Source organism: Shewanella sp. SM74 (assembly GCF_025653725.1).
In the GTDB taxonomy this organism is placed as follows: domain Bacteria; phylum Pseudomonadota; class Gammaproteobacteria; order Enterobacterales; family Shewanellaceae; genus Shewanella; species Shewanella oncorhynchi.
In genome coordinates this window covers 1-12,184 of record NZ_JAKKRZ010000020.1, presented here as the reverse complement: position 1 = coordinate 12,184, position 12,184 = coordinate 1, and the positions used below count along the sequence as shown (strand labels likewise).

The window sequence follows — 12,184 nt, the reverse complement described above, 5'->3', positions numbered from 1 at the left end:
GAGGCGGCCATGCGATGCGTTCCTGTCCTGCTGGCCGTGCTGCTGACCGCATGCGGCCAGCAGCCGGCTGAAGACCTGACCGCCACCTTGGCCGCCGATCCCGTGCGGCTCAAGGCGCTGCGCGCCCAATGCGCAGCCGACCGGCAAACCGCAGGCGAAGACACCTGTCGCGCCGCTGCCGAAGCCTTCCGGCGGCGCTTCTTCACCGGCCAGACTGGGCCGGACGAATACCGGACGCTGGCAGAACTGCCGCCGATTCCGGCGAGTTTCGACACGCCAACCGACGACGCGCCGGAAGGTGATGCGTCGCTCGCCGCTGCGGAGGACACGCCATGAACGACGTAACGATCATCGACAGATTCCTCGATACCTTCTCGCGCTACATCGACTCCGGTTTCGGTCTGCTGCAAGGCGAAGTCGCGTTCCTGACGGCCACTCTCATTGTCATCGACATGACCATTGCCGGTCTGTATTGGGCCATGAGCCATGCGACCGGCCAGGGCGAGGACGTGATCGCCAAGCTGCTGCGCAAGGTGCTTTACGTCGGTGCCTTCGCCTACATCATCGGTAACTTCAATTGGCTGTCGAGCATCGTGTTCCGCTCGTTCGCCGGGCTAGGCATCACCGCCACTGGCTCGGCCATAACGATGGAGAACTTCTTGCAGCCGGGTCGGCTTGCCAAGACCGGCATCGACGCCGCTGCGCCGATCCTCGACCAGATCGGTGACATGGCCGGCTTCCCCGAAGTGTTCGTGAACCTCGACCCCATCGTGGTGCTGTTCATCGCTTGGCTGGTGGTGATCCTCTGTTTCTTCGTGCTCGCGGTTCAGCTTTTCATCACGTTGATCGAGTTCAAGCTGACCACGCTTGCCGGCTTCGTCTTGATCCCGTTTGCGCTCTGGAACAAAACCTCGTTCCTCGCGGAAAAGGTGCTCGGCAATGTGGTTTCGTCAGGCATCAAGGTCTTGGTGCTGGCGGTAATCGTCGGCATCGGCTCGGGCCTGTTCGCGGAGTTCCAGGTTCATCCCGACGAGCCTTCCATCGACCATGCGCTTGTCGTGATGCTGGCTTCGCTTGCCTTGCTGGCGCTGGGCATCTTCGGCCCCGGCATCGCCACGGGCCTTGTGTCCGGTGCGCCGCAGCTCGGCGCGGGTGCGATGGCGGGCGCTGCCGTCGGCGCGGTAGGCACGGGTGTTGCCATCGGTGCCGCCGCGACCGGCGTGGGCGGTGCCGTCATGGCGGGCGCACGCATGGCCCCGGCCGCCGCAAAGCCCCGGCCGCCGCAAAGCTGGCCGGGAGCGGCGCACGCGCCGCCACGTCGGCGGCCAGCAGCGCCAAGTCCGCATTCCAGGCCGGTTCCGCCGCTGCGGGCGGCGGGGCTAAAGGCGCGGCTGCGGGCCTCGGCAATGTCGCCAAGACCGGCGCGCAAGCGGCAGGCCGCCGAGCTGCATCGGGCGCTTCCGCTGCCGGTCAGAAGGTGGCCGACTCCTTCCGGGCAGGATGGAACGGTGCGGATGTCGGCGCTGCCGGTTCCGGCCAGGCCGCCGCAGGCGAAGGCGCAGCCAGCGCGCCGAAGCAAGAGCAACCCGCCTGGGCAAAGCGGATGCACCGCCGCCAGCAGATCACCCATGCCGCAACCACCGCAGCCCACACGCTGCGCAGTGGCGACGGCGGCGGCTCAGGGCAAGGCCCAAGCCTGCGCCCCGATGCGTGACCCGATACCTGACCACCAAGGAGAACCCTATGCGATTCAAACGCCCGCAGGTGCGCTATGCCGACACGCCGCAGCCTGCCACCCCGTACCAATCCGCCGCGCAGGTGTGGGACGAGCGCATCGGCTCGGCCCGCGTCCAGGCCAAGAACTGGCGTTTTATGGCCTTCGGCTGCCTCACGCTTGCGCTGCTGATGGCCGGTGGCCTGGTGTGGCGCTCGGCGCAGTCCATCGTCACCCCTTACGTCATCGAGGTCGATCAGTCGGGGCAGGTGCGCGCCGTCGGCGAAGCCGCCACGCCGTACCGGCCCGCCGATGCGCAGATCGCGCACCACCTGGCGCGCTTCGTGACGCTGGTGCGCTCGCTGTCTATCGATCCCATCGTGGTGCGGCAAAACTGGCTGGACGCCTACGACTACACCACCGACAAAGGCGCGGCGGTGCTCAACGACTACGCCAGCAAGAACGATCCTTTCGCCCGTGTTGGCCGCGAGTCGGTGACGGTGCAGATCACCAGCGTGGTACGCGCCAGCGATGCCTCGTTCAACGTCCGTTGGACGGAGCAACGGTTCATCAACGGTGCCCCCGCCGGGACCGAGCGATGGAACGCGGTGCTTTCCACCGTCCTGCAAACCCCGCGCACCGAACAGCGCCTGCGCAAGAACCCGCTGGGTATCTACGTCAACGGCCTGTCGTGGAGCCGCGAACTGGATTCTTCTGAAGGAGCCAAGCCATGAACCTGTCTTTTCGCTTTTACGCTTTGCCGTTGATGCTTGCAGCCTTGGTGGGCTGCACCACGCAGGGCAAGCCGCCTCCGTCCATTTCGCTCGATGAGCCGGTGCAGGCACAGCCGCTGCCGGAGCCGCCTGCTCCAGTGGAAGTCGTCGCCATGCCCGAGCCGCTGGCGCTGCCAGCGCAGTTGAAGCCGCTGCACGAGTTGGACGCGGCCCCGGCTAAGCCGGAGCCGGCCGATGAGAAGGTGCGCGTTTCCCGTGCCAATGCCGAGGCGCGCATCGCGCCCACGCGCGAGGGCTACGTCAATGCGATTCAGGTGTGGCCCTTCACCGATGGTGCGCTCTACCAAGTCTATGCCGCGCCGGGACGCGTGACCGTGGTTTCCTTGCAGCCGGGCGAGGAACTAGTGACGGTCGCAGCCGGCGATACCGTGCGCTGGATCGTCGGTGACACGTCCAGCGGCAGCGGCGACGCGATGCGCATCAATGTGCTGGTCAAGCCCATCCGCTCAGGCCTCAAGACGAATTTGGTCATCACCACCAGTCGCAGAACATACCTGCTGGAACTGACCTCGACGGAAAAGGCATGGATGGCGTCGGTGTCCTGGGACTACCCAAAAGACCGGATGTTGGCCTTGCAGCGCCAGTCGCAGGCGGCTAGCGCCGCCGCACCGGTCGATACCGGACTGTCGCTGGAGAAGATCCGCTTCCGATATTCCGTCTCAGGCAGCAATCCGCCGTGGAAGCCGCTGCGCGCCTTCGACGATGGCGAGAAGGTCTATATCCAGTTCCCGCCGGGAATCGCCCAAGGCGAGCTGCCACCGCTGTTCGTCATCGGCGCGCAGGGCGACGGACAACTGGTGAATTACCGTTTTCGCTCGCCTTACTACATCGTGGATCGGCTGTTCGGCGCGGCCGAACTGCGCCTGGGCGGCGACAAGGGTGACGTGGTGCGTATCGAACGCACGGATGGCTTGGCGCGGAGGAACTGACCATGAGCCAGGACGACACTCCCGACCTCGCCACGCCGCATGCGGGCAAGGTGGCACCCGAGGCAGTTGCGCTGCGCGCCCAACCGCGCCCGGTCACGCGCCTGAACCGGCGCACGCTGGCCATCCTCGTCGGCGGTCTCTCGGTCGCTGTGCTCGGCGCGCTGATGTGGTCGCTGCAACCGCAGCGGCGCGGTGCAGGCGAGCAGACCGAGCTTTACAACGTCGATCGCGTCTCGAAGTCCGAAGGGTTGGACGCGCTGCCGGCGGACTACTCGAAGCTGCCGCCCCCCTTGGCGGCATCCGTGCCGGAGTTGGGGCCGCCGCTGCCAGGCGATCTTGGCCCGGCCATTGTGAAGTCGCAGCAGCCGGTGACGGCCGCCTACGCGGCCCCCGGCAACGACCCCAACGACGCGTTGCGCAAGGAAGCCGAAGCAGCAGCGGCATCGGCGGTGTTCTTCCGCTCTGGTTCGCAGAAGGCCGCGCCGGTGGCGCAGACACAGGTAGCCGCTGCGCCGGGCTTCACCGCCAATGCGGCCTTCGACCCGCTGGCGGCCGGGCCTGCGTCGACGGCGGCCCAGCCCGCCGACCCGACCGCCGTGCAGAACCGGCAAGACCAGAAAGAGGCATTCCAGAAAGCCGGAACCACGGAAGCCCGTGATTCCGGCAACCTGACGCTGCCGGCGTCGCCGTATCAGGTCATGGCCGGAACGGTGGTCGCCGGGGCGCTGGTGACGGGCATCAAGTCGGACTTGCCGGGCGATGTGATCGCCACAGTGACGGAGCCGGTCTATGACACGGCTACCGGCAAGTTCCTGCTGATCCCGCAGGGGTCACGCATCCTGGGCAAATACAACAGCCAGGTCAGCTACGGGCAGAGCCGCGTGCAAGTGGTGTGGAACCGGATCATCCTGCCCGACACGTCTTCGCTCAAGCTCGACAACTTGGCCGGCACCGATCCGGCCGGCTACGCCGGCTTGGAAGATGATGTGGATTGGCATTGGGATCGCGTCTTTGCCGGTGCGGCACTGACGACGCTACTGGGCATCGGTGCCGAACTGGCTGCGCCGGAGAACCGGCAGGACGGTGATCGCGTCATCATCGCCGGCCGCGATAGCGCCCAGGACAGCATCAATCAGGTCGGTCAGGAGATGACCCGGCGCAACCTCAACATCCAGCCCACCTTGACGGAGCGCCCCGGCTTGCCGGTTCGCATCATCGTCAACCGCGATCTGGTGCTGCGGCCGTACCAGCCACTTTTCTTCAACAGGGGGACTTCGCGATGACGACGCGCAAGCTACGGCTCGGGCCGCTGCCGAAAACGGAATCCACGAAGCTGACTTTTGCTTGCCCGGCCAGCCTGAAAGCCGACCTCGACCGCTACGCTACGCTGCACGCGCAGACCTACGGCGAGGCGGTCGATGCCACGGTGCTAATTCCGCACATGCTAGAAGCCTTCATGGTCGGAGATCGGGGATTCAGGAAGGGAGGCGCGGGCAAGGCCGCGCCGCCGAAGCCAAGCTGATGATGCCGGTTTCCGCTGGCGGCCATCCCTCAAACGCGCAGCCCAAGGCTGCGCGTTCTTCATTCTGGAGGACGGCGACCGATTGGGCTATGAAGACCAAACGCGGCTACCGCCTGCAGGCAACCGCCCCCGATGCAGCACGCTCGGGCTTTCTACCGCGAAGCTCCTATGTGGCTCCCAGCCCACAACGCCACAGCCCCGCAAGGCGGCCCGAAGTAGAGCCAAACCCGCACCCCATATAGACTTCCGGCCATCAGGCTGATTTCAACAATCGCTTGACTGCGGACATTTTTTATGGCGTTTTGTACATGCTATTTAAGTCTGCTTTTATAGTGGTGATCCCATCTATTTTTAAATAGGTTTTAGTTGTGTGCTGTTGCTGTCGCCTTAGTTAGTTATGGAGCGATGCTGAGATTCAGGCATCGCCAAGATAACCGTTATTTTTCAGGAGAACTGATATGTTAGGTGTTCACACTAATTACGCTTCAATTGTTGCACAAGGTGCTGTTAACAAAAGCAATAACTTACTAACTAACGCCATGGAGCGTTTGTCGACGGGTTTACGTATCAATAGCGGATCTGATGATGCTGCGGGTTTGCAAATTGCTAACCGCATGAGTGCTAACGTAAAAGGCATGGAAACGGCTTCACGCAATATTTCTGATGCAACCTCTATGCTGCAAACCGCCGATGGTGCATTAGAAGAATTAACGACCATTGCTAACCGCCAAAAAGAATTGGCCACTCAAGCGGCGAACGGTGTGAATTCTGCTGATGATTTAACTGCGCTGAATGATGAATTTGTACAGTTAAACGATGAAATTACACGCATTGTTGAAAACACAACCTATGCGGGTAATAACCTGTTTAAAGATGCGACTGATGGCGTACTTATTAAAGGTGTTGACTTCCAGATTGGTGCTGGAATAGCAGAAACACTGAATGTGAAGTTAGGCGCTATTTCAACAACTGTAACAGGTGACTTAACCACTGGTGCTACTGCTGCAATTACCGCTGTTGATACTTTCTTAGCCAAAGTGGGTACAGAACGTTCTACACTAGGCGCCAACATTAACCGTCTTGGCCATACTGCGGCTAACCTTGCCAGCGTAACTGAAAATACCAAAGCCGCTGCAGGCCGTATTATGGATGCCGATTTCGCGGTTGAATCAGCTAATATGACGCGCAACCAATTATTAGTTCAGGCGGGTACAACAGTACTGTCTTCAGCTAACCAAAATACAGGTTTAGTCATGGGGTTACTGCGCTAATTTTATTAAATTAGTCAGTGTTAGTTTTAATGCCAGTGAGCTTAGCTTGCTGGCATTTTTTATGGCGTTTTGAGCATGCCATTTCAGTCTGTTTTTATAGAGGTGATCCCATCTATTTTTAAATAAGTTTTAGTTGTGTGCTGTTGCTGTCGCCTTAATTAGTTATGGATCGATGCTGAGATTCAGGCATCGCCAAGATAACCGTTATTTTTCAGGAGAACTGATATGTTAGGTGTTCATACTAATTACGCTTCAATTGTTGCACAAGGTGCTGTTAACAAAAGCAATAACTTATTGACTAATGCTATGGAGCGTTTGTCTACGGGTTTACGTATCAATAGCGCATCTGATGATGCTGCGGGGTTGCAAATTGCAAACCGCATGAGCGCTAACGTAAAAGGTATGGAAACAGCATCACGCAATATTTCTGATGCGACCTCTATGCTGCAAACCGCTGATGGTGCGTTAGAAGAATTAACGACCATTGCCAATCGCCAGAAAGAATTGGCTACTCAAGCATCAAACGGTGTTAACTCAACTGATGATTTGAAAGCATTGAATGATGAGTTTAAAGAGCTAAATGATGAGATCGAGCGTATTGCTACCAAAACGACTTATGCAGGTAATGACCTTTTTACCAAGCTTACAGATGTAACTTTCCAGATCGGTGCAGGTAAAGATGAAATTCTGAACGTTAAACTTACAGCGCTTACGGCAGACATTACGGCTCTTAAAGCTGGCGATTTAGAAGGCACCCCGAATGATGCAATTAAGTTAGTGGATGATTTTATTTCTGCAGTTGGCACTAAACGTTCAACCTTAGGCGCCAACATTAACCGTCTTGGCCATACTGCGGCTAACCTTGCCAGCGTAACTGAAAATACCAAAGCCGCTGCCGGCCGTATTATGGATGCCGATTTCGCGGTTGAATCTGCCAATATGACGCGCAACCAATTATTAGTTCAGGCGGGTACAACAGTACTTTCTTCAGCTAACCAGAACACGGGTTTAGTCATGGGTCTATTGCGTTAATGCTATTGGGCAAGTGATGTTATTGGTCACGGCTAAAATGCCAGTTAGTTGCGCTGACTGGCATTTTTATTTTAGCCACGGTTTATGTATTGGTCGGTAGTCGCTAAACCCGAGATTGAAACCTATAAGGTTCATATTTTAGTGGGGAATTTTCGATAACACAAAGTGGAAGATAGTTTTCCTGTTTAAGTGTTTATGCGGAAGTTTTTAGCTGTGTTCGGGCCAGTTAATTATTTAAATATCTTTAAAAACAGCAGCTTGTTTTTGGCATGCGTTTTGCTCTAGAACGAGTGGAGGTAGTCATGATTTCAGGTATGAATGCAGCACAATTTGCTCAGCAACTGATTGGCGCAGACCGCGCAGGTAAAGATACGCTTTACAAAGGCAAGTTAACTGCCAGTAAAACACAGTTAGATGCCTATACGTTGCTTGAAAATAATATGAAGAAAATGGCCACTAAGTTGAGTGAAATGGGTGGCAATGCAACTAAAGGCAAAATTGCTACGGTTACGGGCGAGAATGCGACCGCGACAGTTAAATCTGATGCGCCAAAGGGCAACTATGATTTGAGCGTGCATAAACTTGCGCAAGCACATCAACTGACTAAAGCCTATTCCTCTGAAAGTGAATTGTTGCCAACGTCGGGCATTATCAGTATTCAAGTCGGTAGTGATCCGACTAAGCGCATGGAAATTGATTTGGCAACGGTTAATGGCGGTGCGGCTATTTCTGTGTCTCAGTTACGCGATGTGATCAATAAACAAGTGGGTAATCCTGGTGTACAAGCGTCATTAGTGCGCACAGGTAACCAAATCGAATTTATGCTGTCTTCAAAGGAATCGGGTGTCGCGAATCAAGTGAAGGTAGAGTTTAACGGTGCCGATTGGGGTATGACAGAACGTCGTGCAGCACAAGATGCGGAACTCACATTAAACGGTATCGATATTACCAGCAGTAGTAACTATCTAGAAAATGTTGTTGATGGTGTCAGCCTCGAATTAGTCAAGGTGCATGCGGCTGGTGAAAGCAGCATGATTAAAGTCACAGACGATTTTGAAGCGAATAAGAAAACGGTTAAAGATTTTGTCGATTCATTTAATTCTTTAATGACACAAATCAACCAACTTACCCGTTCTATGGGCGTTAAAACTTCTGATTCGAGTTCTTCGGATAAAGATAAAGATAAAGAAGACAAAACTACCGCTGTGAGTGAAGCGCAAATTGGTGTGTTGAAGGGGGATACCTCTATTCGCCTACTCCAGTCTAAATTACGTGATTCAGTATTTGCAACGGCTGCTAATGGCATGCGTTTGTCTGATATCGGGATTGAGATTGGACGAGACGGAAAACTAAAAATTGATGATGCTAAGCTGACCGACAGTTTTAAAAGTGATCCCGAAAAAGTGCAAGCCATGTTTACGGGTGAAGGTAGCTACGTCAAGAATGTTGAGAAAACATTAAAGCCTTTTACGCAGTTCAATGGCTATATCGATCAAAAACAAGAAGCGTTAAATAAGCAGATTAAAAGTGTGAATGACAGCATGGACCGCCATAACTATCAAATGAATCAAAAGTATCAGATTTATTTAACCCAGTTTACGGCAATGGAATCCACCATTAATCAGTTTAATTCCGCAAGTCAGTTGTTTTCATAGGAAGCAGTAAAAAATGTTAAATGAGTACGATCCATTTAATGCCTACAAGCAAACCGCTTTAGATGCACAAGTAGCGGCAGCAACAACCCATGACATGGTGCGTATGCTACTTGATGGTTTATTGGAAGAACTAGAGCGGACCGCTGGCCATATGGAATACCAAAGGTTTGAGGCGAAAGGAATGAGTATCCATAAGTGCCTTAATATCGTGCATGGCTTGGACTCTATGCTTGACCTTGAAAATGGTGGTGAGGTTGCCGTGAGCTTACATCGTCTCTATGACTTTTGTAGCCGTCAGCTTGTCAGCGCCAGTGTCGAAAACAGTGCTGAAGCGCTAGTTCCAGTGACTCAGGTGATTACCAATGTCAGAGAAGGATGGACAAATCTCAATTAAGCAGTGGGCGCGTTTTGCGAATGCTTTACGCCAATATGCAGATGCTCAGGATTGGGAAAGCGTCCGAAAAGTGAACATCGCTTTGATCAAAGCCCTGCAACAGGCAGGTGAGACTCATGATATTGAGCAGAAATTGGCACGTGCAGAATTAAAGCGGGTTCATTCCCAAGTGCTGCAAGAGTTGATCTTGGCTCGTGATGAATTAGCCGCTGAAATGGGCCGCTTTAAGGCGCAACAACCAGGTTTAGCAGCCTATCAATTAACACAAGTAAGTGGAGCTTTGGATGATCTCTGATCTTCTTTCAACTCGTCCTGTTGGCACAAATACCAGCTTGACGACTAAAGTGACAAGTGCAGTTGATCAAGATAAATCTGAGTCATTTACCTTGTTGGCATTCCCTATAGGATTGCCTGCGGAATCTCTTCCGCTAGAGAGTGCTATGTGGACTCCGAGTGCAGAAAAAGCTCTAGGCAATGATGCTGATACCTTTTTAAATCAATATATTAATAGTGATTTTTCTAACTCAGTGCCTTTTGCACCCGTTGCTTCTTCTGTTGTATCAGTTGCTGCTCCTGTTGTACCAGGAGTATCTCCGTCACTGTTAAATACTGAGATTAACTCAGCGCCTATTATTCAAGATGGCTTAGCCGCCACGCCTCAGAACAGTCTCGTTTCACCGACTGCTGTCGCGCTGTTTGTTCCTGTGATTTTTCCTGCAGAAACGGTTAAAACGGATCCGATAGGTCGAACTCCTGCGTCTTTAATTGGGCTTTCAGCCACAGATCAAAGAGGAACGCTATTTAGTTCAGGGATGACCTCATCTATGGCTCTTGCAGGAAGTCGTACTCAGCCTGCGGGTATGAGTGGCGAATCCTTGAAAATGAGCGGCGTATTTACGCAGGATTCAACGCTGGCAACTTTCTCTGGGGATTTTGAGCATTTGAAATCTGACTCGTCAGTGTTTCAGCGTGTGTTGGCAGAACTTAGGGGGCATGAAGTTAAAGATATTAATGCGATAGGATCTCAGCAGGTTGCGGGTACGCAGGCTGCAAGTGCTACTCAATGGGGCCCTGTATCTCTCACTCCCATGGCTTCTTTAGCGCAGCACTCTCAGGAGATCCTTACTCCCTTAAGAGAGCATCTTCGTTTCCAAGTCGATCAACATATTAAGAAAGCCGAATTAAGGTTAGATCCGCCAGAACTCGGCAAGATTGAGCTCAATATTCGTTTAGAGGGCGATCGTTTACAGGTGCAAATGCATGCAGTAAATCCGGCAATTCGAGATGCATTACTCAATGGTTTGGATCGTTTGAGAGTGGATTTAGCAATGGATCATGGCGGTCAAATTGATGTCGATATTGGCCAAGGAGAATCGCAACAGCATCAACAGGAAACTGCATTATTCTCCTCGTCGATAGCGGCTGAAACTACAACGGATAATGTAGTCGATGTGATGGCGAGAGAGAAATCTCAATTAGATTTATTGGCTTAAGTGCCGGAGTCGTTTAATGGCAATTTTAAAATCTCGTTTAGTAAAGATAATTTTAGCGTTACTTGTGCTCATTAGTTCGACCGCAGGTGCATTTTGGATTGGGACAAGTACTGGAGATTGGAAGCTAGCAGAGCTTTTTGCATCGGAACCTGAAGTTGAACCTGTACCAGTTGCAAAGTTTTACCCGTTAGAAAAGTTTGTGATATCGATTCCTGGGGATAAGTATCCCCATTACATGCTGCTTGAAATGTCATTAAAAAGCCGTAATCCCAATATGAAAACGGTGTTGCTGGAGTCAGATCCTCTTATACGAAACGCTATGATGAAGATGTTCTCACGTAAAACATTTGAGCAGTTGAACCACTTAGATCAGCTTGACAGTTTACAATCAGAGGCGTTGATATTGATGGTTAAAGTGCTGTCAGATAACCAATTACCTTCAGATATTGATGAAGTACTCTTTACTCGCATGGTGATCCAGTAAGAGGCCTTATCATGACAGCAGCAGGCCAACTCGCATATCAACAAACCTGTGATTATCCAGTCGAAGAACGTCAATCTGAACAACAGATTATTCGACAATACTTGCCATTAATCAAACGTATAGTCTCGCAAATGCGCAGTCACTGCGGTGTGATGTTATCACTCGAGGATATGGAACAAATTGGCATGATGGCATTGCTTGAGTCATAACGTCGGTATCCTGGCGAGCTGGATAATGGATTTATTTCCTTCGCTGGGCAACGGATTCGCGGTGCAATACTCGACGAGTTGAGGCGGCAGGATTGGCGCCCTAGGCCTGTTCGGCAGCAGGCCCATGAGCTTAATGATGTTGTTAGACGTTTGAGTCGAGAGATGGGACGTGAACCAAGCGATCTTGAAGTAGCCAGTGCGCTTGGGCTGAGCGCGGAGGATTATCGGGAACGTTTATACTCGACGCAAGCAGAGTCGATGAAAAGCTTAGATGAGTTGCTATTGGGCGGTGATCATCCAGTAGACAGAAGTAATGATGTTGAGCGGTTAATGCTGAAGCAAACTTTGATCAAAGTTATTTCAAAATTAAATGAAAGAGAACAGCTAATTCTGTCGCTTTACTATCATCATGAGCTGAATTTAAAAGAGATAGCTATGCAGGGCAAGAGCGTGAGTGCTCATTTTTCATTCATGCTTAATCCAGCCAGTAAAACCAGCTCAAGATAGTCTTCATTTATATGGGCTCGGCGCTGTTTACGTGGCACGCTCATCGCTTTACTGGTCTCTGCGCGAAGCATATTGAGCCCAAGATGCCGCATGGCTGCCATGTTGGCGGCGGCATGACCGCGGAAGATTTGGTTATCGTCTTCGTCCATGCTGACATCAAGCACCCAATGTAGTTTATTT

Annotated in this window: 13 protein-coding genes and 2 pseudogenes; 14 read left to right on the top strand and 1 reads right to left on the bottom strand. The window is 53.2% G+C overall.

Translation table 11 applies throughout. The annotated features are described in order from the left end of the window. Positions 1-9: 9 nt before the first annotated feature. The 14 genes and pseudogenes from L5M49_RS17985 to L5M49_RS25280 all read left to right on the top strand — a co-directional run. Positions 10-336, top strand: coding sequence for a hypothetical protein (locus L5M49_RS17985; protein ID WP_004883103.1), 327 nt, complete (start codon positions 10-12; stop codon positions 334-336). Beyond that, positions 333-1,463, top strand: a pseudogene (trbL, locus tag L5M49_RS17980) (P-type conjugative transfer protein TrbL); the annotation flags it as partial. The gene L5M49_RS17985 and the pseudogene trbL, both read left to right, overlap by 4 nt. Before the next feature lie 280 nt (positions 1,464-1,743). Beyond that, the gene (gene trbF, locus L5M49_RS17975; protein WP_004883108.1) at positions 1,744-2,448 is read left to right on the top strand and encodes a conjugal transfer protein TrbF; all 705 of its coding nucleotides are present in this window, start codon (positions 1,744-1,746) and stop codon (positions 2,446-2,448) included. Beyond that, on the top strand, positions 2,445-3,437 hold the full coding sequence (gene trbG / locus L5M49_RS17970) for a P-type conjugative transfer protein TrbG (RefSeq protein WP_263266595.1): 993 nt from the start codon (positions 2,445-2,447) through the stop codon (positions 3,435-3,437). The genes trbF and trbG overlap by 4 nt, the downstream gene beginning before the upstream one ends. 2 nt (positions 3,438-3,439) lie before the next feature. Continuing rightward, positions 3,440-4,720: a TrbI/VirB10 family protein gene (locus L5M49_RS17965; protein ID WP_004883119.1), complete on the top strand. Its 1,281-nt coding sequence runs from the start codon at positions 3,440-3,442 to the stop codon at positions 4,718-4,720. Beyond that, the gene (locus L5M49_RS17960; RefSeq protein ID WP_004883121.1) at positions 4,717-4,959 is read left to right on the top strand and encodes a DUF2274 domain-containing protein; all 243 of its coding nucleotides are present in this window, start codon (positions 4,717-4,719) and stop codon (positions 4,957-4,959) included. The genes L5M49_RS17965 and L5M49_RS17960 overlap by 4 nt, the downstream gene beginning before the upstream one ends. A 458-nt stretch (positions 4,960-5,417) precedes the next feature. Beyond that, positions 5,418-6,230 (top strand): flagellin, encoded by an 813-nt coding sequence (locus L5M49_RS17955; protein ID WP_263266594.1) that lies wholly within the window; start codon positions 5,418-5,420, stop codon positions 6,228-6,230. A 225-nt stretch (positions 6,231-6,455) separates the two neighbouring features. Next, a complete protein-coding gene (locus L5M49_RS17950; protein WP_261272820.1) occupies positions 6,456-7,262 on the top strand; it encodes a flagellin in 807 nt (268 codons plus the stop codon). A 302-nt stretch (positions 7,263-7,564) separates the two neighbouring features. After that, on the top strand, positions 7,565-8,917 hold the full coding sequence (fliD, locus tag L5M49_RS17945; RefSeq protein WP_263266593.1) for a flagellar filament capping protein FliD: 1,353 nt from the start codon (positions 7,565-7,567) through the stop codon (positions 8,915-8,917). Between the two features lie 13 nt (positions 8,918-8,930). Next, on the top strand, positions 8,931-9,311 hold the full coding sequence (gene fliS / locus L5M49_RS17940; protein ID WP_113940812.1) for a flagellar export chaperone FliS: 381 nt from the start codon (positions 8,931-8,933) through the stop codon (positions 9,309-9,311). Continuing rightward, positions 9,280-9,606: a hypothetical protein gene (locus tag L5M49_RS17935; RefSeq protein ID WP_168825871.1), complete on the top strand. Its 327-nt coding sequence runs from the start codon at positions 9,280-9,282 to the stop codon at positions 9,604-9,606. Before fliS ends, L5M49_RS17935 begins: the two co-directional genes overlap by 32 nt. Continuing rightward, entirely contained in the window at positions 9,596-10,804 is a 1,209-nt protein-coding gene (locus L5M49_RS17930; RefSeq protein ID WP_263266592.1) for a flagellar hook-length control protein FliK, read from the top strand. Before L5M49_RS17935 ends, L5M49_RS17930 begins: the two co-directional genes overlap by 11 nt. A gap of 16 nt (positions 10,805-10,820) precedes the next feature. After that, positions 10,821-11,288, top strand: a complete 468-nt coding sequence (gene fliL / locus L5M49_RS17925; protein WP_263266590.1) for a flagellar basal body-associated protein FliL — start codon at positions 10,821-10,823, stop codon at positions 11,286-11,288. Between the two features lie 11 nt (positions 11,289-11,299). Then, positions 11,300-11,935, top strand: a pseudogene (locus L5M49_RS25280) (RNA polymerase sigma factor FliA); the annotation flags it as partial. A gap of 20 nt (positions 11,936-11,955) precedes the next feature. Here L5M49_RS25280 and L5M49_RS17910 read toward each other — a convergent pair. Continuing rightward, positions 11,956-12,184: transposase (locus L5M49_RS17910; RefSeq protein WP_411569114.1), on the bottom strand; the 229-nt coding region annotated here is incomplete at its 5' end.

Bases quoted from the DNA above. Each gene is read 5' to 3' on its own strand.
- L5M49_RS17985 (WP_004883103.1), top strand. From the start codon at position 10: ATGCGATGCGTTCCTGTCCTGCTGGCCGTGCTGCTGACCGCATGCGGC.
- trbF (WP_004883108.1), top strand. From the start codon at position 1,744: ATGCGATTCAAACGCCCGCAGGTGCGCTATGCCGACACGCCGCAGCCT.
- trbG (WP_263266595.1), top strand. From the start codon at position 2,445: ATGAACCTGTCTTTTCGCTTTTACGCTTTGCCGTTGATGCTTGCAGCC.
- L5M49_RS17965 (WP_004883119.1), top strand. From the start codon at position 3,440: ATGAGCCAGGACGACACTCCCGACCTCGCCACGCCGCATGCGGGCAAG.
- L5M49_RS17960 (WP_004883121.1), top strand. From the start codon at position 4,717: ATGACGACGCGCAAGCTACGGCTCGGGCCGCTGCCGAAAACGGAATCC.
- L5M49_RS17955 (WP_263266594.1), top strand. From the start codon at position 5,418: ATGTTAGGTGTTCACACTAATTACGCTTCAATTGTTGCACAAGGTGCT.
- L5M49_RS17950 (WP_261272820.1), top strand. From the start codon at position 6,456: ATGTTAGGTGTTCATACTAATTACGCTTCAATTGTTGCACAAGGTGCT.
- fliD (WP_263266593.1), top strand. From the start codon at position 7,565: ATGATTTCAGGTATGAATGCAGCACAATTTGCTCAGCAACTGATTGGC.
- fliS (WP_113940812.1), top strand. From the start codon at position 8,931: ATGTTAAATGAGTACGATCCATTTAATGCCTACAAGCAAACCGCTTTA.
- L5M49_RS17935 (WP_168825871.1), top strand. From the start codon at position 9,280: ATGTCAGAGAAGGATGGACAAATCTCAATTAAGCAGTGGGCGCGTTTT.
- L5M49_RS17930 (WP_263266592.1), top strand. From the start codon at position 9,596: ATGATCTCTGATCTTCTTTCAACTCGTCCTGTTGGCACAAATACCAGC.
- fliL (WP_263266590.1), top strand. From the start codon at position 10,821: ATGGCAATTTTAAAATCTCGTTTAGTAAAGATAATTTTAGCGTTACTT.